The organism is Benzoatithermus flavus (genome assembly GCF_037908215.1).
GTDB lineage: Bacteria > Pseudomonadota > Alphaproteobacteria > Geminicoccales > Geminicoccaceae > Benzoatithermus > Benzoatithermus flavus.
In genome coordinates, this window is the sequence record NZ_JBBLZC010000003.1 from 140,636 (window position 1) to 166,588 (window position 25,953).

24 protein-coding genes and 1 CRISPR repeat array (1 of these 25 running past the window's edge) are annotated in these 25,953 nt (G+C 70.9%); of the genes, 15 read left to right on the forward strand and 9 right to left on the reverse strand.

The genetic code is table 11. The features are described 5' to 3' along the window. Positions 1-16: 16 nt before the first annotated feature. Positions 17-1,327 carry a guanine deaminase gene (gene guaD / locus U1T56_RS04525; protein ID WP_418158251.1) on the forward strand — a complete coding sequence of 437 codons (1,311 nt, stop codon included), beginning with the start codon at positions 17-19 and terminating at the stop codon, positions 1,325-1,327. After that, positions 1,317-1,928, forward strand: a complete 612-nt coding sequence (locus tag U1T56_RS04530; RefSeq protein WP_418158252.1) for a GNAT family N-acetyltransferase — start codon at positions 1,317-1,319, stop codon at positions 1,926-1,928. Before guaD ends, U1T56_RS04530 begins: the two co-directional genes overlap by 11 nt. A 200-nt stretch (positions 1,929-2,128) precedes the next feature. Here U1T56_RS04530 and rarD read toward each other — a convergent pair whose 3' ends face one another. The 3 genes from rarD to fdhD are packed head-to-tail and all read right to left on the reverse strand — an operon-like array spanning position 2,129 to position 4,561. After that, on the reverse strand, positions 2,129-3,052 hold the full coding sequence (gene rarD / locus U1T56_RS04535; RefSeq protein WP_418158253.1) for an EamA family transporter RarD: 924 nt from the start codon (positions 3,050-3,052) through the stop codon (positions 2,129-2,131). Further along, entirely contained in the window at positions 3,036-3,677 is a 642-nt protein-coding gene (gene mobA / locus U1T56_RS04540; protein ID WP_418158254.1) for a molybdenum cofactor guanylyltransferase MobA, read from the reverse strand. The genes rarD and mobA overlap by 17 nt, the downstream gene beginning before the upstream one ends. Before the next feature lie 5 nt (positions 3,678-3,682). Continuing rightward, on the reverse strand, positions 3,683-4,561 hold the full coding sequence (gene fdhD / locus U1T56_RS04545) for a formate dehydrogenase accessory sulfurtransferase FdhD (protein WP_418158255.1): 879 nt from the start codon (positions 4,559-4,561) through the stop codon (positions 3,683-3,685). 104 nt (positions 4,562-4,665) lie between these two features. Here fdhD and U1T56_RS04550 point away from each other — a divergent pair, with 104 nt between their 5' ends. Next, entirely contained in the window at positions 4,666-6,567 is a 1,902-nt protein-coding gene (locus U1T56_RS04550) for a transglycosylase domain-containing protein (protein ID WP_418158256.1), read from the forward strand. A gap of 518 nt (positions 6,568-7,085) precedes the next feature. On the opposite strand, the gene U1T56_RS04555 is transcribed toward U1T56_RS04550, so the two are convergent. The 3 genes from U1T56_RS04555 to U1T56_RS04565 form a co-directional block, all read right to left on the reverse strand. Then, a complete protein-coding gene (locus U1T56_RS04555) occupies positions 7,086-7,868 on the reverse strand; it encodes an alpha/beta hydrolase family protein (protein WP_418158257.1) in 783 nt (260 codons plus the stop codon). Then, positions 7,852-9,012, reverse strand: a complete 1,161-nt coding sequence (locus U1T56_RS04560) for a DUF3182 family protein (protein WP_418158258.1) — start codon at positions 9,010-9,012, stop codon at positions 7,852-7,854. Before U1T56_RS04560 ends, U1T56_RS04555 begins: the two co-directional genes overlap by 17 nt. Before the next feature lie 75 nt (positions 9,013-9,087). Next, on the reverse strand, positions 9,088-9,954 hold the full coding sequence (locus U1T56_RS04565) for a helix-turn-helix transcriptional regulator (RefSeq protein ID WP_471683463.1): 867 nt from the start codon (positions 9,952-9,954) through the stop codon (positions 9,088-9,090). Positions 9,955-10,068: 114 nt separating this feature from the next. Here U1T56_RS04565 and U1T56_RS04570 point away from each other — a divergent pair, with 114 nt between their 5' ends. Then, positions 10,069-10,836, forward strand: a complete 768-nt coding sequence (locus U1T56_RS04570; RefSeq protein ID WP_418158259.1) for a class I SAM-dependent methyltransferase — start codon at positions 10,069-10,071, stop codon at positions 10,834-10,836. 29 nt (positions 10,837-10,865) lie between these two features. Continuing rightward, entirely contained in the window at positions 10,866-12,167 is a 1,302-nt protein-coding gene (locus tag U1T56_RS04575; protein ID WP_418158260.1) for an MFS transporter, read from the forward strand. On the opposite strand, the gene U1T56_RS04580 is transcribed toward U1T56_RS04575, so the two are convergent. The 3 genes from U1T56_RS04580 to dusA form a co-directional block, all read right to left on the reverse strand. Beyond that, complete coding sequence (locus U1T56_RS04580; protein WP_418158261.1) at positions 12,079-13,062, reverse strand: zinc-dependent alcohol dehydrogenase family protein; 984 nt, start codon at positions 13,060-13,062, stop codon at positions 12,079-12,081. The genes U1T56_RS04575 and U1T56_RS04580 overlap by 89 nt on opposite strands. Positions 13,063-13,236: 174 nt before the next feature. After that, positions 13,237-13,452 (reverse strand): Flp family type IVb pilin, encoded by a 216-nt coding sequence (locus U1T56_RS04585; RefSeq protein ID WP_418158262.1) that lies wholly within the window; start codon positions 13,450-13,452, stop codon positions 13,237-13,239. An 83-nt stretch (positions 13,453-13,535) separates the two neighbouring features. Continuing rightward, positions 13,536-14,537 carry a tRNA dihydrouridine(20/20a) synthase DusA gene (dusA, locus tag U1T56_RS04590; protein WP_418158263.1) on the reverse strand — a complete coding sequence of 334 codons (1,002 nt, stop codon included), beginning with the start codon at positions 14,535-14,537 and terminating at the stop codon, positions 13,536-13,538. A gap of 98 nt (positions 14,538-14,635) precedes the next feature. Here dusA and U1T56_RS04595 point away from each other — a divergent pair, with 98 nt between their 5' ends. The 10 genes from U1T56_RS04595 (at position 14,636) to cas2e (ending at position 24,213) form a co-directional block, all read left to right on the forward strand. Beyond that, entirely contained in the window at positions 14,636-14,839 is a 204-nt protein-coding gene (locus tag U1T56_RS04595) for a hypothetical protein (RefSeq protein ID WP_418158264.1), read from the forward strand. Next, the gene (locus tag U1T56_RS04600) at positions 14,836-15,429 is read left to right on the forward strand and encodes a tyrosine-type recombinase/integrase (RefSeq protein ID WP_418158265.1); all 594 of its coding nucleotides are present in this window, start codon (positions 14,836-14,838) and stop codon (positions 15,427-15,429) included. Before U1T56_RS04595 ends, U1T56_RS04600 begins: the two co-directional genes overlap by 4 nt. Before the next feature lie 159 nt (positions 15,430-15,588). Next, positions 15,589-18,198, forward strand: coding sequence for a CRISPR-associated helicase Cas3' (gene cas3, locus U1T56_RS04605; RefSeq protein ID WP_418158266.1), 2,610 nt, complete (start codon positions 15,589-15,591; stop codon positions 18,196-18,198). Then, entirely contained in the window at positions 18,195-19,763 is a 1,569-nt protein-coding gene (locus tag U1T56_RS04610) for a type I-E CRISPR-associated protein Cse1/CasA (protein WP_418158267.1), read from the forward strand. Before cas3 ends, U1T56_RS04610 begins: the two co-directional genes overlap by 4 nt. Further along, entirely contained in the window at positions 19,747-20,346 is a 600-nt protein-coding gene (gene casB, locus U1T56_RS04615; RefSeq protein WP_418158268.1) for a type I-E CRISPR-associated protein Cse2/CasB, read from the forward strand. Before U1T56_RS04610 ends, casB begins: the two co-directional genes overlap by 17 nt. Further along, the gene (cas7e, locus tag U1T56_RS04620) at positions 20,346-21,557 is read left to right on the forward strand and encodes a type I-E CRISPR-associated protein Cas7/Cse4/CasC (RefSeq protein ID WP_418158269.1); all 1,212 of its coding nucleotides are present in this window, start codon (positions 20,346-20,348) and stop codon (positions 21,555-21,557) included. Before casB ends, cas7e begins: the two co-directional genes overlap by 1 nt. Beyond that, a complete protein-coding gene (gene cas5e / locus U1T56_RS04625) occupies positions 21,554-22,300 on the forward strand; it encodes a type I-E CRISPR-associated protein Cas5/CasD (RefSeq protein ID WP_418158270.1) in 747 nt (248 codons plus the stop codon). The genes cas7e and cas5e overlap by 4 nt, the downstream gene beginning before the upstream one ends. Next, positions 22,297-23,034, forward strand: a complete 738-nt coding sequence (gene cas6e / locus U1T56_RS04630) for a type I-E CRISPR-associated protein Cas6/Cse3/CasE (RefSeq protein WP_418158271.1) — start codon at positions 22,297-22,299, stop codon at positions 23,032-23,034. Before cas5e ends, cas6e begins: the two co-directional genes overlap by 4 nt. Before the next feature lie 7 nt (positions 23,035-23,041). Next, the gene (gene cas1e / locus U1T56_RS04635; RefSeq protein ID WP_418158364.1) at positions 23,042-23,908 is read left to right on the forward strand and encodes a type I-E CRISPR-associated endonuclease Cas1e; all 867 of its coding nucleotides are present in this window, start codon (positions 23,042-23,044) and stop codon (positions 23,906-23,908) included. A gap of 11 nt (positions 23,909-23,919) precedes the next feature. Further along, complete coding sequence (gene cas2e / locus U1T56_RS04640) at positions 23,920-24,213, forward strand: type I-E CRISPR-associated endoribonuclease Cas2e (protein ID WP_418158272.1); 294 nt, start codon at positions 23,920-23,922, stop codon at positions 24,211-24,213. A gap of 63 nt (positions 24,214-24,276) precedes the next feature. After that, positions 24,277-25,953: a CRISPR direct-repeat array (repeat unit 28 nt; unit sequence GGCTCCCCCGCGCACGCGGGGATGAACC); it runs 3,109 nt beyond the window's last position.

The following is a 25,953-nucleotide window of genomic DNA, read 5'->3' on the forward strand; positions in this document are numbered from 1 at the left end:
GCAGAGGCAGCACGCCATGACCACGATCCGGGCCGTCCGCGGCCGCGTTCTCACCTTCCTCGACGACCCGGCGCTCGTCGGCCCCAAAGCGAGCCATCGCTACCTCGCCGACGGCGTGGTCGCGATCCGGGACGGGCGCATCGCGGCGGTGGGGTCGGCCGACGAGGTGTTGGCAACGCTTCCGGCCGACACACCGGTCGACCACCATCCCGACCATCTCGTCCTGCCCGGCCTGATCGACACCCACATCCACTACCCGCAGAGCCGGGTGATCGCCTCCTACGGTGCCCAGCTCCTGGAGTGGCTGCAGAAATACACCTTCGTCGAGGAGCAGAAGCTGAAGGACCCGGCGCACGCCGCCGCGGTCGCCACCTTCTTCCTGGACGAGTTGTTCCGGAACGGCACCACCACCGCCGTCGTCTACTGCACGGTTCATCCCGAATCGGTCGAGGCCTTCTTCGCCGAGAGCCATCGCCGCAACGCGCGGATGATCGCCGGCAAGGTGATGATGGACCGGGGCGCTCCGGCAGGGCTGCTCGACACGGCCGAGCGCGGCTACCGCGAGAGCAAGGAGCTGCTGCAGCGCTGGCACGGAATCGGGCGTCAGCTCTACGCGATCACGCCGCGCTTCGCGATCACCTCGACGGAAGCGCAGCTCGAGGCCGCGGGCGCGCTCGTGCGCGAGCATTCCGATGCCTGGCTCCAGACCCATCTCAGCGAGAACCTCGCCGAGATCGCGCTCGCGAAGGAGCTGTTCCCGTGGGCGAGGAGCTACACCGATATCTACGACCGCTACGGGCTCCTGGGCCCGCGATCGCTCTTCGGCCACTGCATCCATCTCGGCGAGGACGAGCTCGCCCGCCTGTCCGCGACCGGCTCGGTCGCCGTGTTCTGCCCGACCTCGAACTTGTTCATCGGCTCCGGCCTGTTCGATATGGCGAAGCTGCGCGATGCCGCCCGGCCGGTGCGGGTGAGCCTCGCCACCGATGTCGGTGGCGGGACCAGCTACTCGATGCTGCGGACCGCCGCCGAGGCCTACAAGGTGCTGCAGCTCCGCCGCCAGAACCTGCCGGCCCTGGACGCCTTCTACCTCATGACGCTCGGCAACGCCCGAGCGCTCGGCCTCGATGACCGGATCGGCGCGCTCCGGCCCGGCCACGAGGCCGACCTCGTCGTGCTCGACGCCCGTGCCACCCCCGCCATGGCGCACCGGATGGAATCGGTGCGGGGCGATCTCGCCGAGGAGCTGTTCGTGCTGATGACGCTCGGCGACGACCGCGCCGTGCGCGCGACCTACGTGGCCGGCGAGAAGGTGCATGCCGCCTAGGGGCGGCCGGGGACCGCAGACGAGTCCGCGTGACCGGGCGAACCTCGCCTGCCACCCGCTCACCCCTGACCGCTGGGGCGATCTCGAACTGCTGTTCGGCCCGGAACGGGGCGCGGTTGCCGGCTGCTGGTGCATGTGGTTCAAGCTGTCCCGGCCGCAGTGGGAAGCCCGGGGCCGCGCCGGCCGCAAAGCCGCGTTTCGGGCCGAGGTGGAAGCGGGACCGCCGCCCGGCATCTTGGCCTATGCCGGCACGGAGCCGGTCGGCTGGTGCGCCGTGGCCCCGCGCAGCGCCTATCCCGCCATCGAGCGCTCGCGGATCACCCGGCCGGTCGATGCACGGCCGGCCTTCGCCATCACCTGCTTCTACCTGGCGCCGCGCTGGCGGCGCCGCGGCCTGATGCGGCCCATGATCGAGGCGGCGCTCGCTTTCGCGAAGGAGCAGGGCGCTGTTCTGGTCGAGGCCTACCCGCTCGATCCGCCCATCGGCGAGCGGCCTTCCGGCGCCTTCAGGGGCATTCCCGGCCCGTTCCGCGATCTCGGCTTCGTCGAGGTCGCGCGCCGCTCGCCGACACGGCCGATCCTCCGTCGCGAGCTCGCGTGACCGGCGCGCTATCGCGCCGATGGCGACCCGGCATTGGCCGGCGGGGCGGCACGCTCGCATCCTGATCCGCGTCGAGCTCGCGGAGAAGGATCACCGGCCATGCTCGCCCGCACCCTGGTCTACCTCTATGCCCTGTTCTTCGGCCTGAGCCTGCTCCTCGCCGATCCCACCCTGCCGCTTGTGATCGGGCCCTGAGCCGCTCAGGCGGCGCGCCGCGCCCGTAGCCAGCCGTCGCCCGTGTAGAGGGCGAGCGCTGCCCAGATCAGCACGAAGGCCGCGAGCCGCCACGGGTTCAAGGGCTCGCCGAACCACAAGACCCCCTCGAAGAACAGCATGGTAGGGGCGATGTACTGCAGGAGGCCCACGGTCGAGAGCCGGATCCGCCTGGCGCCGAGGCCGAACAGGAGGAGCGGCACCACCGTGATGACACCCGCGAGCAGCAGGAGCACGAAGGTGAAGGGCTCGGCGGTGGGGCCGACCAGCCCGTGCTCGAGCCAGAGCCAGACCGCGAGCGCGGCCGCGGGCGGCAGCAGGAGCGCGCATTCCAGGAAGAGTGCCACGAGCGGGCTCACCGGCAGGCGCTTCTTGAGGAGACCGTAGAGCCCGAACGAGATGGCGAGGAACAGCGCCATCCTCGGCACGATGCCGAGCTTCACGATCAGCATGAGGACGGCGAGCCCGGCCAGCGCGACGGCCGCGACCTGCCCTTTGGTCAGCCGCTCCTTCAGGACCAGCACGCCTAAGGCCACGCTCACGAGCGGGCACAGGAAATAGCCGAGGCTCGCATCCAGCACCTGATCGCCGGTCACCGCCACCACGTAGGCGAACCAGTTGGCGGCGATCAGAACCGTGGTCGCGATCAGCCCCCGACGCAGGCCCGGATCGCGGAGCGCTCCCACCACCTCGTGCCAGCCGCCGCGGGCCTGAATCACGATAGCGAGCAGCAGGCTCGACCACACGATCCGGTGCAGCACGATCTCGAGCGCGGGCACGGCCGCGAGCGCCTTGAAGTAGAACGGGTAGAGGCCCCAGAGCGCAAAGGCGCTGCCGGTGAGGAGCAGGCCCTCGCGCGTGTCGCCGCCCGCCGCCGTCGTCATGGTCGTCCGCTCAGCCAGGCCTGCCATCGTCGCTGCCGTCTCGTGCCAGGAGCCGCTCGGCCTCGGCGAGGTCCTCGGGCCGGTTGGTGTTGAAGAAGGGATCGACGGGCCGGCTCGGGAACTCGACCATCGCGAGCCGGTAACGCGCGGTCCAGGCGTCGATCTTGCGCATACCCTCGTCCACGAGTGCTCGGCGCAGCTCGCCCATCAGCCGCACCGGCCAGAGTCCGAACACGGGGTGGGCCTGTCCGCCGCTCACAGCACAGGCGAGGTCGGCCGCTTGCTCCGCCACGGCTTCGCGCAGCCGCGCCACGAGATCCCGCGGGAAGAACGGCGTGTCGGTGGCGATGGTGACGATCCAGGTCACGTCCGGCCGGTGCGCTTTCGCCCACTCCATGCCGGTGAGTACACCGGCGAGCGGGCCCGCGAACCCCTCGACCACGTCGGGCGCGACCGGCAGGCCAAAGGCGGCGAAGCGCGCCGGATCGCCGTTGGCGTTGAGGAGAAGCGCATCCACCTGCGGGGCCGCGCGTGCGATCACCCGCGCGAGGAGCGGCTGCCCGCCCAAAGGTCGCAGACACTTGTCGCCGCCGCCCATACGCCGCGACAGGCCGCCGGCGAGAAGGAGACCAAGGATGGGCTCGTCCGCCATGAGGCTCAGTCCTCCTCGGCCCGGCTGCTCTTGCGGGAGAAGCGGCGCTCCTCCTCGGGCACGTAATGCGGATCGGCGTCGAAGACGATGCGCTCGGCGCCCGCAAGCGCCAGGAAGCGCTTGCCCTTGGCGCGGCCGATCAGCGTGAGGCCCGCCTGGCGCGCGAGCTCCACCCCCCAGGCGGTGAAGCCCGAGCGCGAGATCAGGATGGGGATGCCCATCTGCACCGTCTTGATCACCATCTCCGAGGTGAGCCGGCCCGTGGTGTAGAAGATCTTGCCTTCCGGCCCGAGCCCGTGGCGGTACATGTAGCCCGCGATCTTGTCGACCGCGTTGTGGCGGCCCACGTCCTCCATGTAGAGCATGACCCGGTCCTCCTCGCACAAGGCACAGCCGTGGATGGCCCCGGCTTTGAGATAGAGCGAGGGCAGGGTGTTGATCTCCCGCATGAGGCTGTAGAGCCAGCTCGTTTTCAGGATGGCGTTTTCCGGCAGGCGGACCTGATCGAAGCGCTCCATCAGGTCGCCGAAGGCCGTCCCTTGCGCGCAGCCCGAGGTCCTCACCTTCTTCTTGAGCTTCTCCTCGAAGTCCGTCTCGCGCTCGGTCCGCACCACCACGACCTCGAGCTCCGGATCGTAGTCCACGCTCGTGACCGCGTCGTCCGGCCGCAGCATGTTCTGGTTGAGGAGATAGCCCAGGGCCAAATATTCGGGATAGTCGCCGATCGTCATCATGGTGACGATCTCCTGCCCGTTGAGGAACAGGGTGAGCGGCCGCTCGTAAATGATGGCGGCCTCGACCGTTCTGCCCTCGTGGTCGATGCCGGTGACCGGCTGGGTCAGGCGGGGATCGTCGGGGTTGGGCAGAAGGAGCGGCGTGTGCAAGAAGGGTCTCTCCGGGTGGGTTTGCCGTGCGCGGCTCGCCTGAGGTATGCTGCCGTCATCGTCGAGCCAAGATGCGCCGACCAGCCGCGAGCCGATCCGTACCCGTGACCCGCAGCCCCCGTCGTCCCGCCCCGCCGCCGCCTCCGCCGCGGCGCGGCCTCCTTCGGCGCCTGCTCGGGCTGGTGCCGGCGCTCCTGCTCCTGGGCCTCGTGGGCTGGGCGGCGCTCTTCTTCACCATGGCGCCGAGCCTGCCCGACACGCGGGAGCTGTTCCAGGAGAGTCGGCAGGCCAAGGTCACGGTGCTCGCCGCGAACGGCCAGGTCATCGCCGTCCGCGGCAGCGACGGGCAGCGCTTCGTGCAGCTCGACGAGATCTCGCCCTGGCTCGTGAAGGCGGTGATCGCGACCGAGGACAGCCGCTTCTACCATCATTTCGGCATCGACCCGATCGGGCTCGCCCGCGCCCTGGTCAAAAACCTTCTCGCCGGCGACGTGGTGGCCGGCGGCAGCACGATCACCCAGCAGCTCGCGAAGAACCTCTATCTCACGCCCGAGCGCTCCTTGAAGCGCAAGCTGCAGGAGCTGACGCTCGCGATCTGGCTCGAGACCAGACTCGGGAAGGACGACATCCTGACCCTCTACTTGAACCGGGTCTATCTCGGTGCCGGCGCTTACGGCGTGGAGGCGGCGGCGCAGCGCTATTTCGGCAAGCCCGCGAAGAACCTGACCCTCGCCGAATCGGCGATGATCGCGGGTCTGCTCAGGGCACCTTCCGCGCTCGCACCCACGAACGACCTCGATCGGGCGCGCGACCGGGCTTCCATCGTGCTCGTCCGGATGCAGGACGAGGGCTTCATCACCGCCGAGCAAGCCACTGCCGCCCGGATGAAGCCCGCGAAGCTGGCTCCCGAGGCCGGGGAGATGGCGGGCTACTTCGTCGACTGGGTGCTGGACGGCCTGACCCGGCATCTGGGCAAGCCCGAGCACGACCTGTTCGTCTACACCACGCTCGACCCGAAGCTGCAGGCGGCGGCCGAGAGCGCGCTCGGCAAGGTGCTGGCGCGCGCCGGGGAGCGCAACGCGGTCGCGCAGGGAGCGGTGGTGCTGCTCGACCGGACGGGGGCGGTGCGCGCGATGGTGGGTGGCCGCAGCCATCTCGAGAGCCCGTTCAACCGTGCCGTCAACGCCCATCGTCAGCCGGGCTCGGCGTTCAAGCCGTTCGTCTATCTCACGGCGCTCGAGGCGGGCTGGCAGCCCGGCAACACGATCGACGACCGGCCCTTCCGCTTGGGCGACTGGCAACCCGCCAATTTCGACGGCAAGTACCGGGGCAGGATCACGCTCACCGAGGCGTTCGCGCACTCGGTCAACACCACGGCCGTGCGGCTCGCCCAGACCGTGGGCCCTGCTGTGGTCGTGAAGAAGGCGCGTCAGCTCGGCGTCGTCTCCGAGCTTCAGGCCGTGCCGTCGATAGCACTCGGCACTTCCGAGGTGACGTTGCTCGAGCTCACCGGCGCCTATCTCCCGTTCGCCACGGGTGGCCTGCGCCGGCCGCTCTACGGGGTGACCACGGTCGAGGAGGACAGCGGTCGGGCGCTCTATCGGCACGTGCCGACCGAAGCGCGGGTCATCAGCCCGGCCGTCGCGGACGCGATGCAGGCCATGATGGCCGCCGTGATCGAGACCGGCACCGGCCGGGCGGCACGGCTCGGCGACCGGGTCGCCGCCGGCAAGACCGGCACCACCCAGAACGGCCGCGATGCCTGGTTCGTGGGCTTCAGCGGCGACTACGTCGCCGGAGTGTGGCTCGGCAACGACGACAACACGCCGATGAAGGGGGTGCTGGGCAGCAACCTGCCGGCGCAGATCTGGCGCGAGGTCATGCTCGCGACCCCGAAGCCGTCGCGGCCCGAGCCGCAGCCCGTGCCGGTGGCGAAGCGCGAGGAGAGCGGCTTCGACTGGCTCATGAACCTCATCGACGGCGTGGTGGGACGGGCCACGAATTGAAGCCGCGATGAGGGGCGCACAGCCGCAGAGACGAGGCTTCTCCGATCGACGTTCTGGGCTATTTTCCTAATACATGCCATGCTCCCGGCAGCCTCGCCGCCACGCGAGACCAGCCCGTGACCGACGCTGCTGCCCCACTCCCGAGAAGCGGAGCCCCAGGCCTCCCGAAGGCGGGGCGCGCTCGGCGACGAACGCGCCGAAGCACGGCCTGCGCGCCCGCCGCTTCGGCCTCCTGCCCGGCGAGGACCAAGCCGAATGGGCGCCGCTCGTGCGCCTGCTGGACCGCAAGGCGCTGCGGCGGGCGGGGATCGCGATCGATGGCGAGACGCTGAACTGGCTCGGCAGCCGCGAACTCGAAAAGGCGTGCCGGCAGGCCGCCCGAAGCGCCATCGCGTCCGGCAGCGAGCGCCTCCGAAAGCTCTTTTGGGCTCGGTTGAAACAGTTCATGCACGTTCATGGCACCAGGTACCATGAAGGAATTCTGAGCATATGTGCTCCCGACCCGACCGGAAAGGGCTTTAGCCGGTCTCGAGCCAGGTCAGCTCCGCTTGCGAGACGGCACGCGGCTCGCGCGCACCCAGCACCATCTCGGTCGCCCAGTTCACCAGGATCGAGGCGTAAGCGCGCTGGCACTGCTTTCCGGAAAGCGCATGGTCGGCGCCGTCGATCACCCGGTAAGTCAAGGAATGCGCCTGCGTGAACGCCGCCCGGTAGCTCACGATCGTCGGGTGCGGCACGAGGTCGTCGTGCTCGGCTTCGACGATCAGCACGTCGCCGGCGAACGCCGCGCACGCCCGGAGTGCCCGGTTGGTCTCCGGGCTCACCGGTCCCCGCCGGTAACGGGCGAGCTCGGTCCGGTCGAGCTGCCGCTTCGGCACGGCCCAGTCCTCGTCCTTGTAGAGGGCGGGCACGCATAGCGCCAGCCACCGCACCGGCCGCAGCGACGTCAGGATCGTGGCGAGATAGCCGCCATAGGAGGTGCCGATGACGGCGATGGACGTCCGGGCGACGGCGGGATGGCTCGCCAGCACGTCGAAGGCCGCCACCACGTCGCGCAAGTTCTCCTCGCGCGTCACGGTCTCGTGCTGCGGCTCGGTGCGCGCGTGGCCACGCAGGTCGAAGGTGAGGCAGATGCAGCCCAGGGCCGCGATCCGGCGCGCCCGCGCCAGGTCCTGCTCCTGGCTGCCGCCCCAGCCGTGCACGAACAGCAGGCCCGGCATCACGGTCGGCGGGGCGAGCAGCGTGCCGGCGATGCACTGGCGGTCGACCGCGATCTCGATGGGATCAGCGCGTGTGGTCATGAGGCTCGACCAATGTGTACTTGGTGACGAGGCCCACCCGCTCGTCGACGCCGCGGAACGACAGGGTGGCATGGGACGGGAACTCGGCGCTTTCGCCGTAGACCTCGACCGTGGCGGTCCGCACGACCTCGAGGCTCGGGTCGGCGCGGAAGGCTTCGAGGGCGGCGATCTCGGCGCCGCTGGCACCGCCGATGCGCCAGGACTGCTCGAGGACGCCGGAGCGCCACCGCCCGCGGGCGTCGAGCCCTTGCGCGACGTCGTAGTTGCGCCGCGAGAGGATGGCGTTCGGGAAGGACGCCGTGGCTGCCTCGTCGTAGGTATGGGCCTGCGCCACCGCGAGGCGGAGGGGATCGGGCAGGTCGAGCCGGAGCAGGCCGTCGAGGCCGCCACGGATCACCACGAGGTCGGACCCGCCATAGACGACGGCACCGCTGTTGTCCGTCGTCGTGCGCTGCGTGCCGTAATAGCTCACCACGAGCTCCGCCACCCGTACCTCGCCGATGCTCAGGGTCGTGACCTCGGCCAGGTCCTCCTCGAGCACGAGGCCATGCGTGACGAGTTCCGCCTCGTCCAGCGCCTCGAGCACCTCCTCCAGCTCGGCGAGCGTCGTGGCCACGGCCTGGCCGGTGCCGCCGGCCGCACGCACGCGCTTGAGGCGCACGAGCCCGCGCTCGAGGAGGCGGGCACCGGCGCGCCGTGCGTCCGCGGGTGTAAACACGGAGAAGCCTTCGAGCACGATGTCCTTCGTCCGCTGCCCGAACGCGTGCGACCAGCCGGCGGGAGCCGCGGCATCGGGCTCGACCAGCGGATGGGTGATGACCTTGGTGGCGGCGAAGGGGTAGGGCACCACACCGCCGAACAGGTCGTGCTCGGTGCGAATACCCAGCGCCTCGGCCGTCCCGATGTCCGTGATCGTGTCGCTCGGCACGACATAGACCGGGCCGGCATAGGGCCGTGTCGGATCGTGGTCGCCCGCGAAGTCGTAGCCTTTGAGCGCTGCGAGGCGCCGGGCGAGGCGGTGCCGGGTGACCTTCTCGTGGGCATCGGTGAAGCCGAGCTCCTCGGGCGCGTGCACGACGACGATTCCGGACGGAGCCGGAATCGTTGCCGGGCCATGCGCCATGACCGCCTCACGCTGCTGCATCTTCGCGCGAATACCTCGAAAGCAACGCGTCCGACCGGCCGCAAGGGGAGGCAGCGGCCCTACGCTCCTTGCCCGTCATCTTATAATTCCGCTGCCGGCCGATCGTTTCGCCACGAGCCCTGTTTTGGCGTCAGAAGGTGGTTCAGGAACGGCGGTGCGGTCGAGCAGCATCACGAGCTTCCAGCCGACGTGAGCGGCGAGCTGGAAGGTGGTCTGACGGTAGCGCACGAGACCGCGCTGCGGATGCTGGAAGGTCCGTTCGCCGCCCTCGCGGGCGACCACGTCCTGCTCTTGCCAGCATCGGGCGAAGAGGGTGCTCCTTCGGGCGAGCTCCTCTATCAGCGCTCCTGTGCGCGGATCGTCGAGATGGGCGCTCACGTCCGCGCGGAACTCGGCCACGACCCGCCGGGCGCGCAGCTCCCAGTCGCAGACGAGGCTTCGCGCCACGGGATCGAGAAAGATGAAGCGCAGCAGGTTCTTCTCGGCTCCGTCGAGCCAGCCGGTGAAGAGGTCGCGCGCGGCCACGTTCCAGGCCCGCGCGTTCCAGAGGCGGTCCAGAACATAGGCCGGGCTGCGGATCGCCTCGACGCAGTCGGCGAGCACGTCCGGCAGATCGGTTGCATCGCCGTGCGGATCGAGCTGCGGGTCCTTCCGCCCGGCGAGCTCGAACAGATAGGCCCGCTCGGCGCGATCCAGCCGCAGGGCCCGCGCGATCCGGGCCAGTGCCGTCGGCGAGACCGAGACGTCGCGGCCCTGCTCGATCCAGCTATACCACGTGACGCTGAGGCCGCAGAGCTGTGCCACCTCCTCGCGCCGCAGCCCCGGCGTCCGTCGCCGCGGTCCGGCCGGGATTCCGACGTGCTGCGGCATCAGCCGCTCGCGGCGCACGCGCAGGAAATCCCCGAGGCTGCGGCGCTGGGCGGCGGAGAGCGGTTTGTGCATGGTGGTTTTCATACCAGTATGAACGCCTGCCTTGTACCGGCGACGGAGCCGCCCGACCATGGGGCCGTCGGTGCGCCCGGCATCCCTACCGGGCATGCGAAAAGGAAGTGCTGCATGCGTTCGCCGGTCAGAAGCCACGAGAGCCTCGTCGTCGACCAGTTCGGCGGGCAGGCCCATGCCTATCTCGCGAGCACGGTCCACGCGCAGGGCGAGGATCTCGAGCAGCTCGCCGCCATGGCACGCGCCCGCCCCGAGGCCGTGGTGCTTGATCTCGGCTGCGGCGCCGGGCACGTGAGCTTCCACGTGGCCCCGCACGTCGCATCGGTCACAGCCTGTGATCTCTCCGAGGCGATGTTGGCCGTGGTCGCGCGCACGGCCGCCGAGCGCGGACTGCGCAACGTCGCGACCCGGGCCGGTGCCGCGGAGCGTCTGCCGTTCGCCGACGCCGCGTTCGATCTCGTCCTCAGCCGCTACAGCGCCCATCACTGGCTCGACCTCGGCCTGGCGCTGCGCGAGGTGCGCCGCGTGCTGAAGCCGGGCGGACAAGCCGTGTTCGTGGACGTGATGTCGCCGGGCGCACCTCTGCTCGACACCTTTCTCCAGACGGTCGAGATGCTGCGCGATCCCTCGCACGGGCGGAACTACGGCGCCGACGAGTGGCTGCGCCTCGTCGCGGAGGCCGGCCTGATCCCGGAGAGCTTCACCCGCCGCCGGCTCCGGCTCGAGTTCGCTTCCTGGGTGGCACGGATGCGCACGCCCGAGCTCCACGTCCAGGCGATACGCTCGCTTCAGGCTGCCGCCCCGGCCGAGGTGCGGGCCCATTTCGCGATCGAGCCCGACGGCAGCTTCACCATCGACACCATGACGCTCGAGGCATCGTAGCGGAACGCCGCCCGGCGGAGCGCTGGTGGATGCGGTACGACCTGCGTCTCGATGCGCTCAACTTCCTCCTCGCCGACGTGCGGGGCGGGCTCGGCCCCTATGTCGGCATGTTCCTGCTCGGCCAGGCGCACTGGGATCAGGCGACGATCGGCGTGGTGCTGACCATGAGCGGCCTCGTCGGCATCACGCTGCATACCCCTGTGGGAGCGCTGATCGACGCCACGCACAGAAAACGCGAGCTTCTCGTCGCCGGCGTGGCGGCGCTGGCGGCGAGCGCCCTCGCCATCGCCGCCACGCCGGTGCGGCCGGTCGTGCTCGCGGCCGACATCGTCATGGCCGTGCTCGGGGCCGTGTTCGCGCCGACCGTGGCGGCGATCACGGTGGGTCTGGTCGCCCGGGGCGAGCTGACCGCCCGGCTCGCCCGCAACGCCGCCTGGGATCGCGCCGGCAACATCTTCGTCGGTGTCGTGGCGGGGCTGGCCGGCTGGGCCTTCTCGTCGCGGGCCGTGCTCTACCTCGCACCCTTCTTCGCCCTGCTGACGGCCGTGGCCGCGCTCTCGATCCCGGCCCGCGCCATCGACCACGCGCGGGCGCGCGGCCTCGACGGCGAACGGGCCGCGAGCGGCCGGGCGCATCCCGCCGGCTGGCGCATCCTGCTCCACGACCGGCCGCTCCTGATGCTGGCCGCGGGCGTGGCGCTGTTCCACTTCGCCAACGCGCCGATGCTGCTCCTCGTGGGCCAGGAGCTCACGCTGGGCCATCCCGGCGAGGCCACCGTGCTGATGTCCGCCTGCATCGTCACGGCGCAGCTCGTCTCGATTCCGGCGGCGCTCGTGGTCGGCGCCGAGGCCGACCGCCGGGGGCGCAAGCCGCTCCTGCTCGCGGCCTTCGCCGCACTGCCGGCGCGGTGCCTCCTGTTCGCCGCCGTCGACCGTCCGTTCTGGCTCGTGGCCGGGCAGATCCTGGACGGGGTGGCGCTCGGCATGCTGGATGCGCTCCTCGCCCTGGTGCTCGCCGACGTGATGCGCGGCACCGGCCGGTACAATCTCGCCCGCGGGCTCGTCGGCACCGTCCAGGGCATCGGCGGCTCGTCGAGCAACGCCGTGGCGGGGCTGCTCGTCGTCTGGGCCGGCTACCCGGTGACGTTCCTCGTGCTGGCGCTCGTGGCGCTCGCGGCCTTCCTCCTGATGGCGCTGGCGATGCCCGAAACGGGGAACGCCGTTCCGCCCGGTACTGCGGGCCTCACGGCACCAGCACCGCGGCCCCTTGCAGACGGCCCTCGCGCAGATCGGCCAGCGCTTCGTTCGCGGCCGCGAGCGGGTAGGGGGTGACCTCGATCCGGATCGGCACCTCGCCCGCGAGTGCCAGGAACTCGATCGCGTCCTGCCGGGTGAGGTTCGCGACCGAGCGCACGACCCGCTCCTCCCACAACAGGCGATAGGGGAAGCTCGGGATGTCGCTCATGTGAATGCCGCCGCAGACGACGACCCCGCCCTTGCGCACCGCCGCGAGCGCTGCCGGCACGAGGCCGCCTACGGGCGCGAACAGGATCGCGGCGTCGAGCGGCACGGGCGGGGCCGCCGTCGAATCGCCCGCCCAGACGGCGCCGAGCCCCGCCGCGAAGGCCTGGGCGGCCGCGTCGCCGGGGCGGGTGAAGGCGAAGATCTCCCGACCCTGGTGCCGGGCGACCTGGGCGATGATGTGGGCGGCGGCGCCGAAGCCGTAGATGCCGAGCCGTCTCGCGTCGCTCGCCATGCGCAGGGAGCGGTAGCCGATCAGCCCGGCGCACAGGAGCGGTGCGGCCGCGATGTCGTCGTAGCGCTCGGGCAGGGGAAAGCAGTAGGCGGCATCGGCGACCGTGTATTCGGCATAGCCGCCGTCGATGGTGTAGCCGGTGAAGCCCGGCGCGTCGCACAGGTTCTCGTGACCGCTTCGGCAGTAGGGGCAGACGCCGCAGGTATGGCCGAGCCAGGGTATGCCGATCCGCTCGCCTGCACGGAAGGTGTCGACACCTGCGCCGGCCGCCACCACCTCGCCCACGATCTCGTGGCCGGGCACCAGCGGCAGCTTCGGCTGCTCCAACTCGCCGTCGACGACGTGGAGGTCGGTCCGGCACACCGCGCAGGCCCTCACCTTGACCAGGACCTGACCGGGACCGGGCGAGGGGATCGGGATGTCGGCCGGCCGCAGGGGCCGCCCCGGCGCATCGAGCAGCATCGCCCGCATGGTCTGTGGTCTCCCTTGGCTGCCAGCCGATCCTACAGGGTCGGAGGGGCTGCAGGGTAGGGGAAGCGGAGCACGGCTGTGAGCCTCTCTCCCGATCGGGCCGAGGCTCGGCGCATGGCGCAGGAGGCCGCCTCGGCTCCAGCGCCCCGCACGGCCGGCGCAGCCGCGCCGTGCTCAGCGGAGGAGCACGGCCGCGATCGCCCGGCCGATCGCCTCGAGGGTAGCATAGAGGCCATCCGTGCTCACCGACACGGCTTCGATCCCGGCGACGATCGCGACCGCGACGAGGCTGGCGGTGAGAGCATACTCGACGGCCGTAGCTGCCCACTCGTCGGCGAGCAGCGAGCGGGCACGGCGGCGATCCGGCGCGCATGGTGAAGGCTGCGACATCTTCGGCTCTCCTCGGTCGGCCGGGCGGGAGCTTAGCCGGAGCGAGATGAAGGAAGGCTTGATGTGGCCGGCTGCCGGCGCGGTCAGGCGGCGAGCCGGCTGCGGCTCGTGACCAGGGCCGCCGCCTCGCGCAAGGCCGAGGGCCCTTCGTCCGCGCCCAAGGCCGTCAGCCGGCGCCGCCAGGTGCGGGCACCGGGCAGCCCGTTGAACAGGCCCAGCATGTGGCGGGCGATCGCCCGCAAGGGCACGCCGCGCCGGCTCTGGGCCGCCGCATAGTCGGCCATCGCCTCGACCACGCCCCACCGGTCGGGCGTCGCCGGCGCGTCCCCGAGCAGTGCCGCCTCGAACGCGACGAGCGACCAGGGATTCTCGTAGGCCTCGCGCCCGACCATGACGCCGTCGACCGGGCCGAGCTGCTCGCGCGCCGCCACCGGCGAACGGATGCCGCCGTTCACCACGATCTCGAGCATGGGGAACGCCTCTTTGAGGCGATGGACGACCTTGTAGCGCAGAGGCGGGATCTCGCGGTTCTCTTTGGGGCTCAGCCCCTCGAGCCAGGCTTTGCGAGCGTGGACGACGAAGGTGCCGCAGCCGGCGGCGGCCACGGTCTCGACGAAGCGGGCGAGGAAGGCGAACTCCTCGCTGTCGTCGATGCCGATCCGGCACTTGACCGTGACCGGGACCGCCACGGCCGCGCGCATGGCGGCGATGCACTCGGCCACACGTGCGGGCTCCGCCATCAGGCAGGCGCCGAAGCGGCCCTGCTGCACGCGGCCGGACGGGCAGCCGCAGTTGAGGTTGATCTCGTCGTAGCCGCGATCCGCGCCGATCCGCGCGGCACGGGCGAGATCACGGGGCTCGCTGCCGCCGAGCTGCAGCGCCACCGGATGCTCGGCGGGGTCGAAGCCGAGATGCCGCTCGGCGTCGCCGAACAGGATGGCCCCGGTGTGCACCATTTCCGTGTAGAGGAGGGCACGGGGGGCGAGCAGGCGATAGAAATAGCGGCAATGCCGGTCCGTCCAATCCATCATCGGAGCGACGCTGAGCCGGCGATCCAGGGTTTGGGCGGGTTTCACGAGATCCATGCGGGCATAGCTCGATTTACTTCCGGTACGGTGATGGCGCAGTTTCCATGCGGCGCGACATGGTCTTGCGCCGGTGCCGCTGTACCAAGGTTTGCGCCATGGCGACCATCGTCAAGCGCGGCAACGCTTACCGGGTACAGATCCGCGCGAGCCACGCCGAGGCGAAGCGCTGGGCGACACGAGCGGAAGCCTCTGTCGATAGGGGCAAGCGGGTCGACCTGCGCACGACGACTTTCGCCGATATCCTGACCGCCTACGCCGAGAGCGTCGGTTCCATGTCGCGCTCGAAAGAGGCGGGTTGAACCTGATCCGCGCCGAGTGCGGCAGGGTGCCGTTCGCCTGCGCCACGGCCATGCTTCTGTCGGAGATCGCGAGCCTGGAGTGGTCCGGGCTGGACGCCGGCAGCCGCACGATCCCGATCCGGGATAGGAAGCACCCGCGGCAGAAGCAGGGCAACCATCAGGCGGTGCCGCTCCTGCGCGGCCATTTCGCGGTCGGGGGCGAGGTCATCGACCCCTTGGCGATCATCGAATGGCAGGCCCGGCGCGGCTTTCGCATCTTTCCCTCCAGGCCCGACAGCATATCGACCGCTTTCATGCGGGCCGTCGCGGCGTGCGGGAGCGAGGACCTCCCCTCCCACGACCTGCGGCACCACGGTTGCAGCTTGTTGTTCGAGGCCGGCTACGGGATCGAGGAAGTATCGCTGGTGAGCGGGCATCGGGACTGGAACATGCTGCGCCGCTACCCGCGGATCGAACCCGAGCCGCTGCATCGGCGACGGGCCGGGCAGACGAACGTGGTAGATGCCGTAGACCGATTGCCCGAGGCCCGAGGGAGGATTCGAGCCGCCTTGACGCCACAGGCGTTTTTGGGCATCGAATTTGAATCATAAGCTGCATGTTCGTGGTCGGAATAAACGTAGAATGTTTGTCCTTTGCCGATTCGATTCGATGTCGGGTTATTCAAGCACTTGGCCGTCCCTGCATTGCTTTAGATGCAGGATTCGGGGACCGGCTCTGCTAACGGTGCGCTTCCGTACGGGTTCGCGGTAATGAGAGGCTGGCCGGGTTCCGGCGATCTTTGGGGCAAGTTTGCCGACGAGGCGCGTGGCGGGCCGGCTTGGCATCCCCTGGTCGATCACTGCACCGATGTGGCCTGCGCCTTGGAGGCGCTGCTCGGGCAGCCCACCATCCGTCGCCGCCTGGCCCGCACCGGTGGGCTCGACGATCTCGAGGATGTGCAGGTGGCGCGGCTGTGCTTTCTCGGCTTCCTGCATGACCTCGGCAAGTGCAACTGGGGCTTCCAGCGCAAGATCCAGCCGGGCGTCCCGCCTGCCGAGCACGGCGGGCACGTGGCGGAAGTGGCCGCTCTCCTGCTCGCGCCGGAGCTGCAGCCGAAATTCCTGAGAATTCTGCCGCTGGAGGCGATGGCCACCTGGGGCGACGAGGCCGCCATCGACGAGCTCTTCTGCGCCGCCGTCTCGCACCACCGCCGGCAGCTCGTCCTCGACCAGGGTGGTGCCCTGCCCGGCCTCGATAAGCGTTCGATCCGCTTCTGGCAGCCGCGGCACGGCCATGAGCCCCTGCGGCGCCTGGAAGAACTCGTCGCCGCTGCGCGCGCGACGTTCGCGGCGGCATTCCGGGCCGGCGGCGGTCCGCTTCCGGGGGGAGCGCCCTTCCAGCACGCTTTCTGTGGCCTTCTGATGCTCGCCGACTGGCTCGGCTCCAGCGAGACCTTCTTTCCGTTCCGGGCGACGCCCGACGAGGACCGTCCGGCTCTCGCCCGCGAGGCCGCTGCCCGGGCGGTGACGGCGGTCGGGCTCGCCGTCGAGGGGCGCCGTGCCGGGCTTCGGGCGCGGCCGGTCCAGGACGCGACGTTCAACGGCTTCCCGCTCAATCCCGCGCAAGCCGCGGTCGCGGCGCTTCCGCGCGACCCGCCCCCGCCGCTCGTCGTGCTCGAAGCGGAGACCGGCTCCGGCAAGACGGAGGCGGCACTGCTCCACTTCAAGCGGCTGTTCGAGGCCGGCCAGGTGGACGGCCTCTATTTCGCGCTCCCGACCCGCTCGAGCGCCAGCCAGATCCAGGAGCGTATCCGGCGCGCACTGCAACGGCTCTTTCCCGAGGACGACCGCCCGCCCGTGATCCTCGCCGTGCCGGGCTACATCCGCGCCGACGACCGCAGCGGCTCGCGGCTGCCGGGCTTCGAGGTGGTCTGGGACGACGACCCGGGCGAGGCGGGGCGGCAGCGGCGCTGGGCGGCCGAGCACCCCAAGCGCTACATGGCGGGGCAGATCGTGGTCGGCACCGTCGATCAGGCGCTGCTCGGCAACCTCCAGGTGCCTTACGCTCACCTGCGCTCGAGCGCGCTCCTGCGCCATCTCCTGGTGGTCGACGAGGTGCACAGCTCCGATGCCTACATGACCGCGGTGCTGGGCTCGCTGCTGCGGGCGCATGCGGCCGCGGGCGGCCATGCGCTCCTGATGTCGGCCACGCTCGGCGGCGCTGCGCGCGCGGCCTATCTCGACGAGCCCGTCCCGCCCCTCGCCGCGGCGGAGATGGTCCCGTATCCGCTGCTCTCCTTCTCCGGCGGTGTCCGCCCGATCCCGATCGCCGGACCGGACAAGGCGGTGCGGCTCGAGCCGCTGGCGGCGATCGACCAGCCCGCGGCACTCGCCTCACGGCTGATCGAGGCCGCGACGGCAGGCGCCAAGGTGCTCGTCGTGCGCAACACCGTGGGCGACGCCGTGGCGCTGTTCGAGACCGTGCGCAACAGCCTGGAGGCGCAGGGCCGTGCGGGCCTGCTGCTCGAGGTGGCGGGTGTGCCGACCCTGCATCACGGGCGGTTCGCGGGCGAGGACCGCAAGCTGCTCGACGAGGCGGTCGAGAAGAGGCTGGGTCGCGAGCGTCCCGAGGGCGGTGCCATCGTCATCGGCACGCAGACGCTCGAGCAGAGCCTCGACATCGATGCCGACCTCCTGGTCACGGATCTCTGCCCGATCGACGTGCTCCTGCAGCGCATCGGTCGGTTGCACCGCCATCGCGATCGGACCCGGCCGGCCGGCTTCGCCGAGGCGCGCGCCGTGATCCTCACGCCATCGGCGCGAGGTTTGGCGCCGTTCCTGACCAGCCGCGCGCATGGCCTCGGCAGCGTCTACCCCGACCTGCGCGTCGTCGAGGCGACCTGGCGGCTGATCGAGGCGCACCCCGTTCTCGAGATCCCGGCCATGAACCGGATGCTGGTCGAGCGCGCTACCCATCCCGAGGTGCTGCGGGCGGTCGAGGCCGAGGGCGGCGATGCCTGGCGCGAGCACGGGCAGGCCGTCCTTGGCAAGGAGTTCAGTCAGCGCGGCATTGCAGCCCTGCATGTTATCTGTCGCGGCAAGCCGTTCGGCAAGTTCGCGTTCCCCGATGCTGAGGAGAAGATCGTCACCCGTCTCAGCGCCAACGACCGGGTTCTGGCCTTGCCCGAAGCGGCGCGCGGCCCGTTTGGTGCGATGGTGAGCTCGCTCAAGCTGCCGGCCCATCTCCTGCGCGGCGTGGCGGGCGACGCCGCTGTGACAAAACTCACAGACACGGGACGGGGTTTTACTTTCGCCTATGGCGGCGAGGCGTTCCGCTACGACGAGCGCGGGTTGGCACGGGAGGGTACGGCGAAAGCATGAGGTACAATCTGCTCACGGAGCGGATCATTCGCGTACGCTCGATGACGCAATCGGAAGCTGTCCAATATACCTTGCCGGAAACGTTGTGCCTGCTGCTGGCCGACGCGGTGCAGAGCTTTCCGGCGCTGCGGGCGCACCAGCGTTTCCCCTGGCATGCGTTCCTGGTGCAGCTCGCGGCCCTGGCGCTGCACCGGGCCGGGCTCGACGAGCCGCCGCGGGAGGCGGAGCGCTGGTGCGCGCTCCTGCGCGGGCTGACACCCACCTTTCCCGAGGACGAGCCCTGGTGTCTCGTGGCACAGCCCGACCGCCCGGCGCTGCTGCAGGCGCCGGTCCCGGGCGGCAGGCTCGACGGCTTCAAGCCGGTGCCGACACCCGACGCCCTCGACATGCTCGTCACCTCGCGCAACCACGACCTGAAGCGCGAGGCGATGGCGGGGGCGGCGCCGGACGACTGGCTGATGGCGCTGGTATCCCTGCAGACGCAGGAGGGTGTGATGGGTGCGGGCAAGTACGGCATTGCCCGTATGAACGGTGGCTACGGCAGCCGCCCCTGCTTTTCGATCCGGCCTCCCGGCGGGCCAGGGGCGTGGTTCGCCCGCGACCTGCGCCTGCTGCTGGCACGTCGCAGCGAGATCCTGAAGCGCCGGCCGGAATTCGCGGCGGAGAACGGGGTGGGACTCCTCTGGCTCGAGCCTTGGCCCGAAGGCGACCAGCTCACCCTCGATCGCCTCGATCCCTTTTTCGTCGAGATCTGCCGGCTGGTACGGTTGATCGAGACTGGAGACGGGATTGCCGCCGTCGAGCGTGGGAGCGCCAAGCCCAGAATCGACGCCAAGGCGCTGAACGGGGTGACGGGGGATCCGTGGGCGCCGGTCGAGCGAAGTGACGGCAAGTGCTTCTCGATCACCGGCGCCGGCTTCGACTACCGGACCGTGCTGCGGCTCCTCGGTCCCGACTACCAAGCCCCGGTGCTGCTCGACCTCGGGTCGGACGACGCCGACGCAGGGCTCTCGCTGTTCGCCTGCGCCATCGCCCGCGGCCAAGGCAAGACCGAAGGCTATCACGAGCGCCGCATTCCGATCAGCAGGCGCGTCGGCCGCCTGATCGCCGCCCGCGCCACCGACGAGCTCGCCCAGGCCGGGCGCGAGCGCGCCGAGGCAGCCGGGCGGCTCGCGGGCTCGGTGCTGCGCCCGGCCCTGTTCTGCCTGCTGCGCGAGGGCCGCACGGACGAGCCGCTCTCGCCCAAGGCGCGCGAGAACCTGCGGCGCACGACCGACCGTTATACCGACCGCCTGGACCAGGAGGTCGATGCCGACTTCTTCCCACGGCTCTGGGAGGAGCTCGACACCGACGACCCGGCCGAGCGGAACCGGCGGCGTACCGCCTGGCTCGGGGCCAAGGTGAAGGTGGCGGAGGATCTCCTGGACGAGGCGATCCGAAGCCTGCCCGTCGCCTCCATCCACCGCTACCGCGCCCGCAGCCGCGCGCGCGGCCTGTTCCACGCCCTGAAGCGCAAGCATTTCCCTCAGCTCCAAGAGGACGAGGCCGATGACGCTGCCGCCTGATGCGCCTGCGCGGCACCATGGCGTGCCCGAGGCGATCGCCGCCGTCGCGCGCGAGCTCGCGCGCGAGACCTTCCCCAAGGGCGACCTCGCCGCGCTGCGGCGCATGGACCCGGACCGGCCGGGTACCACGGCCGCCTTCTGGTCGCTCGTGACGCGGCACGTGCCGGAGAGCCTGCGCCGCGATGAGGACGCGATCCGGCGCTGGGCGCTCGTGCTCCACGGCATGGCGCTGATGGCGCCTGACCACCACCGTGGACTCCGCCTCCAGGGCGGCCGGACGGAGCGCCTGGGTGCTGCGTTGCGCGGATCCGATCCCGAGCGGCCGATCTATGCCGAGGCGCGGCTCGCCCGCCTGCTTGGTGCCCGCGGTACCATGTTCCGAGCACTCGTTCCCCGGCTCTGCCGGCAGATGAAGGCCGCCGACCGGCCGCTCGCCTGGGAGGAGCTGGCCGAGCTCGTTCTGACCGAGGGCCGGGACGAGGAGCGGGCCGAGCGCTGCCGCGAGCGGATCGCTACCGCCTACTACCGCGCCGCCACCGCGGATGCGACCGACCACCAAGCCGAGATGAAGGACGTCGCCTGATGACCGAGCCGCGCTTCGTGCAGATCCACACCCTCCATTCCTACCCGGCGGCGCTCCTGAACCGCGACGACGCCGGCCTCGCCAAGCGCCTGCCCTTCGGCGGCGTCACCCGCACCCGCATCTCCAGCCAGTGCCTGAAGCGACACTGGCGGATGGCGGAGGGCAAGTGGGCCCTTCGCGAGCTTGGGCTCGACGCTGCGAAGAGGTCGCGACGCATCTTCTCCCATGCGGTGCTGGCGACGCTCGTCGAAGAAGGTTTCGAAAGGAGCGAGGCGCGATCCCTGGTCGAAACCCTTCGCGACCGGCTGCTGGGCAACGACAAGAAAGGAGGCGCCACCAATGGCCGCGATTCGCTGGAAACCGAGCAGGCGTTGATGCTGGGCGTGCCGGAGATCACCTACCTCACCGACATCGTTCGCAAGATCCTGACTGGGGACGAGCAGCTCCGCCAGGCGCTCTTGGAGAAGCCGAAGAAGAAGGGCCAGCTCACGGGTTTCCAAAAGCAGCTTCGCAGCGATCTCAACGACAACCTGACGGTTCTCCTCAAGACAACCAAGCTGCCCCAAGGGCTGGAATCCGCCCTGTTCGGCCGGATGGTGACCTCGGACCTGATCGCCAACACCGACGCTGCGATCCACGTCGCGCACGCCTTCACCGTGCACGAGGAGGAGAGCGAGAGCGACTACTTCACCGTCGTGGACGACCTCAAGGACCGGGCGGAGGGCGACGACGCGGGCTCGGCCGGCATCTTCGACACCGAACTGACCAGTGGCCTCTATTACGGCTACGTCGTCGTGGACGTGCCGGGACTCGTCGCCAATCTCGGCGGCGAGCGCGCGCTCGCCGGCCGGGTCGTCGAGCATCTCCTGCACCTGATCGCGACCGTCTCGCCCGGCGCCAAGCTCGGCTCGACCGCCCCTTACGGCTGGGCGCAGCTCATGCTGGTCGAGCTCGGCGACCGCCAGCCGCGCAGCCTCGCCAACGCTTTCCGCGACCCCGTCCCGCTCGATCGCCGCGGCGACACGCTCCCCAAAGCTCTGCGTCAGCTCGCCGCACATCTGGCCAAGCTGGACGCCGCCTATGGGGTGGAGGAGGAGCGCCGGTTCCTGAGCGTCGAGGACACGGAGCTGCCGCGGGCCGAGCGCAGCTCGCTCGATCTTCTGGCCCGCCGGGTGGCGGAGGCGATCGCCGCGGGCGGGAGCGGGCAGTGAAGGCGCACCTGATCCTGCGCCTTGAGGCGCCGCTGATGAGCTTCGGCGCCGAGGCGATCGACAACCGCGGCGTCGTCCAGGACTTCCCCGCGCTCTCCATGGTCACCGGGCTTTTGGGTAACGCGCTCGGCTGGCGACGGGGGCACGATGCGGCGCGCCTCCAGCGCCTGCAGGGCCGCCTCGTCATGGCCGCCCGTCTCGACCGACCCGGCAGCCGGCTGACCGACTTCCAGACGGCGCAGCTCGCCAAGGACGACAAGGGCTGGACCACGCGCAACCGACCTGAGGGTCGCGGCGGCGGCGACGAGACCTACCGGTCGCCGCACCTGCGCTACCGCGACCATGCCGCCGACGGCCTGTGCATCGTGGCGCTGCGGCTGGAGCCGTCCGGTGAGTCGCCGACCCTGGATGACCTGGAGGAGGCGCTGGAGCGGCCGGCGCGGCCCCTGTTCATCGGCCGCAAACCGTGCCTGCCCTCTGCACCGATCCTCGTGGGCAGGGTCGAGGCCGACGACGTGCTGGCGGCGCTCCGCACTCTCCCCTGGCAGGGCGAGGCCAGCGCCACCCGGCGCGAGCGGCGTCGGCCGCCGGGCCGCGCGCCGGCGACCTGGCCCGAGGGCGAGGGCAATGCCCGCGGTGTCGCCGTCACGGTCACGGACGAGCGCAACTGGCACGCCAGCGTCCATGGCGGGGCGCGGGCGACCCGCCGTGGCGAGATCGAGCTCGTGGGGGCGGCCCCGTGACCGCCCCACTGCTCATGCTCAAGCTCGCTCCGGACCGGCCGCTCGTCGCGGCCTGGGGAGCCGAGCGCGGGCTGGTTGGCCGCGACGGCGATCTCGGGTACACGCTGCACGCCCTGCTCACGGCCGCCTTCGGCGAGCTGGCGCCGAAGCCGTTCCGGCTGCAGGAGCGTCGTTCCGGCGGCGAGGCCACCCTCTACGCCTATGGCAGCCGGCCCGAGGCGCAGCTCCTGGAGCAGGCGCGGAGCTTCGCCGAGCCCGATGTGTTCACCGCACTCGGCCTCGACCGCCTGCGTGCCAAGCCCATGCCCGAGCGCTTCACGGCCGGCCGGCGGCTCGGCTTCGAGGTGCGCGTGCGACCGGTCCGGCGTCGCGACCGGGCCGAGAATGCAGGCGGTGTGCGCGAGCGTGACGTGTTCCTGATCGCCTGCGACCGGGCGGGCGAGGGGGCGGTGGTGCGGCGCGACGCGGTCTATGGCGCCTGGCTCGGCGAGCGGCTCGCGGAAGCCGGTGCGCGGCTCACCATGCCCGTCCGGCTCGATGCCTTCCGCCGCACGCGCGTCGCCCGCAAGGACGCCACGCGCCGCCTGCGCTGGATCGAGGGGCCCGACGCCGTGCTCTCGGGCGAGCTCGAGGTCACCGACCCCGACCGCTTCGCGGCACTCCTCGCCCGCGGCGTCGGCCGGCACCGCGCCTTCGGCTTCGGCATGCTGCTGCTCAGGCCGCCCGGAGGCTGAGGCGATGGTGCTGCTGGGCCGGCTCGGTCTCGAGACCGCGCGCATCCCGCACGTGGACCGGCATGGGCTGGTCTGGCTCGAGCGCGGCGCGCTCCATGCCGAGGACGGCACCCTGCGCTTCCGGGCGGCAGGCTCGCCGACGCTCGCGGCCGGCGTCTACGACATTCCGTTCCAGATGCTCTCGCTGGTGCTCCTGGGTCCGGGCGGGTCGGTGACCCACGACGCGCTCCGCCTCCTCGCCCGCCACGGTACCGGGCTCGTCGCCGTGGGCGAGGGTGGGGTGCGGCTCTACTCCGCGCCGCAGCTCGGGCCGGACGACAGCCGGCTCGCGCGGCGCCAGGCCCGGCTCTGGGCCGATCCCGACACGCGCATCGGCATCGCCCGGCGCATGTTCGCGCTGCGCTTCGGCGAGGTGCTGCCGCACGAGAGCCCGGACGTGCTGCGCGGGATCGAGGGGGCGCGGGTCAAGGAGAACTATCGGCTCCTGGCGGAGAAATACCGCGTGCCCTGGAAGGGCCGCCGCTACGACCGGCAGAACCCGGGCGCGGCCGACGTGCCGAACCAGGCGATCAATCATGCCGCCACCTGCGTGGAGGCGGCGGCCATGATCGCGGTGGCGGCCACCGCCACCATTCCGCAGCTCGGTTTCGTCCACGAAGACAGCAGCAACGCCTTCGTCCTCGACATCGCCGACCTCGTGCGGACGACGGTGACGGTGCCGGTCGCCTTCGCGGCGGCGCGCGCCTGCATGGACGACCCGCTGCTCGTGCTCGAGCGCGAGGTGAGAAAGCGTGCCGCGGATGCGTTCCGCAAGGAGAGCCTGATCGACGCGCTGATCGAGCGAATCAAGACACTGTTTGAGGCGGACGCTTAGGGGGGCGGGCCATGGTGGTGATCGTTACCCGCGACGTCGCCGACCGGTTCCGCGGCTTTCTCGCCGGGTGCATGCTGGAGATCGCCCCCGGAGTCTACACGGCGCCGCGGATGAGCGCGGGCGTGCGCGAGCGGGTCTGGGCGGTGGTGGCCGAGTGGTACGCCGGCCTCGGGGGCGGCTCGATCGTCATGACCTGGCGCGATCCGAAGGAACCCTGCGGGCAGGGCATCCGCACGCTCGGGCTGCCGCCGCGAACGTTTGCGGAACTCGATGGCGGGCTTGTGACAACTTTCGAGAGATCGTGATGATCCGAAATTCGCCTGCATGCTCTTTGACATCGTAGGTATTTCAGGTACTTCTCGTCCAGAGGCTCCCCCGCGCACGCGGGGATGAACCCGGATCGTGCTGGCCGCGCGCCCCGAGCGCGGGGGCTCCCCCGCGCACGCGGGGATGAACCCGTGTTCAGCCGGCGGCGCCGATCAGGAGGTGCGGCTCCCCCGCGCACGCGGGGATGAACCCGGCGCTCAGGCCGGCCCGTTCGGCGTCTGCGCGGCTCCCCCGCGCACGCGGGGATGAACCTGCGCGCCGGCTGCTGGCGCTCGCCAACAAGGCGGCTCCCCCGCGCACGCGGGGATGAACCCGCCCGCAGCCAGCGGGCGGTGAAGCGGACCCGGGCTCCCCCGCGCACGCGGGGATGAACCTGGGGGCTGGTCATATCGCCGTCTGCAGGTGACGGCTCCCCCGCGCACGCGGGGATGAACCCGGGCGTCTGGAAAGATTTTGCCACCGACGAGGGGCTCCCCCGCGCACGCGGGGATGAACCCGACTGGCTTGGCTGACCGCTTCCCGGCGTTGAGGCTCCCCCGCGCACGCGGGGATGAACCTCCGCCGGACGGATGGCGCTTTTTCGTGCAGCCGGCTCCCCCGCGCACGCGGGGATGAACCCAGCCTCAATCGCGCCAACAATCCGCGCGAAATGGCTCCCCCGCGCACGCGGGGATGAACCCGAGATGCTCTGGAAGGACGGCACTCAGGACGCGGCTCCCCCGCGCACGCGGGGATGAACCCTGGGTGCCCGTGGCCGTCCGCCGTGGCCTTCGGGCTCCCCCGCGCACGCGGGGATGAACCCGCTGCCGATCCCAGCACCTTCAACATCTCGACGGCTCCCCCGCGCACGCGGGGATGAACCCCCGGCGAACATCAAGGTCGCCACCTATCCGTGGGCTCCCCCGCGCACGCGGGGATGAACCCGAGGACACCTCGATCGGTCTGCGCCAGACCAAGGCTCCCCCGCGCACGCGGGGATGAACCCGCGCCGATGGGATTACGTCACCATCGACGGCGGGCTCCCCCGCGCACGCGGGGATGAACCGCACCTGATCATGGCCGCCCCGCTCGAAGGCATGGCTCCCCCGCGCACGCGGGGATGAACCTGGATCCATGGTTCTTTTCAGTCCAGAGAAATGGGCTCCCCCGCGCACGCGGGGATGAACCGCGGCTTCAGCCGATGGTGCCGTTCGTCTTATGGGCTCCCCCGCGCACGCGGGGATGAACCCAAAGGCGGCGGCATGCGCGGTAGCACTGCCCTGGCTCCCCCGCGCACGCGGGGATGAACCCGACACCGTGCTCTCTGTCGAGCACGACGAAGGGGCTCCCCCGCGCACGCGGGGATGAACCCGGCCTCAGCCCGCGCACGCGCAGAGATGCGCCGGCTCCCCCGCGCACGCGGGGATGAACCCATCACCCTCGCGGCCACGGGGGCGGACGGCCGGGCTCCCCCGCGCACGCGGGGATGAACCGTACGACGGAGGTGCATACAAAGAGATCGTTCTGGCTCCCCCGCGCACGCGGGGATGAACCCAAGTTGGCGTGCCTGTTGGCGTCGTTGTTGGTGGCTCCCCCGCGCACGCGGGGATGAACCCGACGATCCCGCGGGCTCGGCCCCGAGGCTGCCGGCTCCCCCGCGCACGCGGGGATGAACCCGGATTCGGCGACGCCGAGGCGAGGCCCTATGGGGCTCCCCCGCGCACGCGGGGATGAACCCC

Excerpts from the sequence above, each read along its gene's own strand:
- guaD (WP_418158251.1), top strand. The coding sequence starts at position 17 with ATGACCACGATCCGGGCCGTCCGCGGCCGCGTTCTCACCTTCCTCGAC.
- U1T56_RS04530 (WP_418158252.1), top strand. The coding sequence starts at position 1,317 with ATGCCGCCTAGGGGCGGCCGGGGACCGCAGACGAGTCCGCGTGACCGG.
- rarD (WP_418158253.1), bottom strand. The coding sequence starts at position 3,052 with ATGGCAGGCCTGGCTGAGCGGACGACCATGACGACGGCGGCGGGCGGC.
- mobA (WP_418158254.1), bottom strand. The coding sequence starts at position 3,677 with ATGGCGGACGAGCCCATCCTTGGTCTCCTTCTCGCCGGCGGCCTGTCG.
- U1T56_RS04555 (WP_418158257.1), bottom strand. The coding sequence starts at position 7,868 with ATGACCACACGCGCTGATCCCATCGAGATCGCGGTCGACCGCCAGTGC.
- U1T56_RS04560 (WP_418158258.1), bottom strand. The coding sequence starts at position 9,012 with ATGCAGCAGCGTGAGGCGGTCATGGCGCATGGCCCGGCAACGATTCCG.
- U1T56_RS04565 (WP_471683463.1), bottom strand. The coding sequence starts at position 9,954 with ATGCACAAACCGCTCTCCGCCGCCCAGCGCCGCAGCCTCGGGGATTTC.
- U1T56_RS04570 (WP_418158259.1), top strand. The coding sequence starts at position 10,069 with ATGCGTTCGCCGGTCAGAAGCCACGAGAGCCTCGTCGTCGACCAGTTC.
- U1T56_RS04575 (WP_418158260.1), top strand. The coding sequence starts at position 10,866 with ATGCGGTACGACCTGCGTCTCGATGCGCTCAACTTCCTCCTCGCCGAC.
- U1T56_RS04580 (WP_418158261.1), bottom strand. The coding sequence starts at position 13,062 with ATGCGGGCGATGCTGCTCGATGCGCCGGGGCGGCCCCTGCGGCCGGCC.
- U1T56_RS04585 (WP_418158262.1), bottom strand. The coding sequence starts at position 13,452 with ATGTCGCAGCCTTCACCATGCGCGCCGGATCGCCGCCGTGCCCGCTCG.
- dusA (WP_418158263.1), bottom strand. The coding sequence starts at position 14,537 with ATGGATCTCGTGAAACCCGCCCAAACCCTGGATCGCCGGCTCAGCGTC.
- U1T56_RS04595 (WP_418158264.1), top strand. The coding sequence starts at position 14,636 with ATGGCGACCATCGTCAAGCGCGGCAACGCTTACCGGGTACAGATCCGC.
- cas3 (WP_418158266.1), top strand. The coding sequence starts at position 15,589 with ATGAGAGGCTGGCCGGGTTCCGGCGATCTTTGGGGCAAGTTTGCCGAC.
- U1T56_RS04610 (WP_418158267.1), top strand. The coding sequence starts at position 18,195 with ATGAGGTACAATCTGCTCACGGAGCGGATCATTCGCGTACGCTCGATG.
- casB (WP_418158268.1), top strand. The coding sequence starts at position 19,747 with ATGACGCTGCCGCCTGATGCGCCTGCGCGGCACCATGGCGTGCCCGAG.
- cas7e (WP_418158269.1), top strand. The coding sequence starts at position 20,346 with ATGACCGAGCCGCGCTTCGTGCAGATCCACACCCTCCATTCCTACCCG.
- cas2e (WP_418158272.1), top strand. The coding sequence starts at position 23,920 with ATGGTGGTGATCGTTACCCGCGACGTCGCCGACCGGTTCCGCGGCTTT.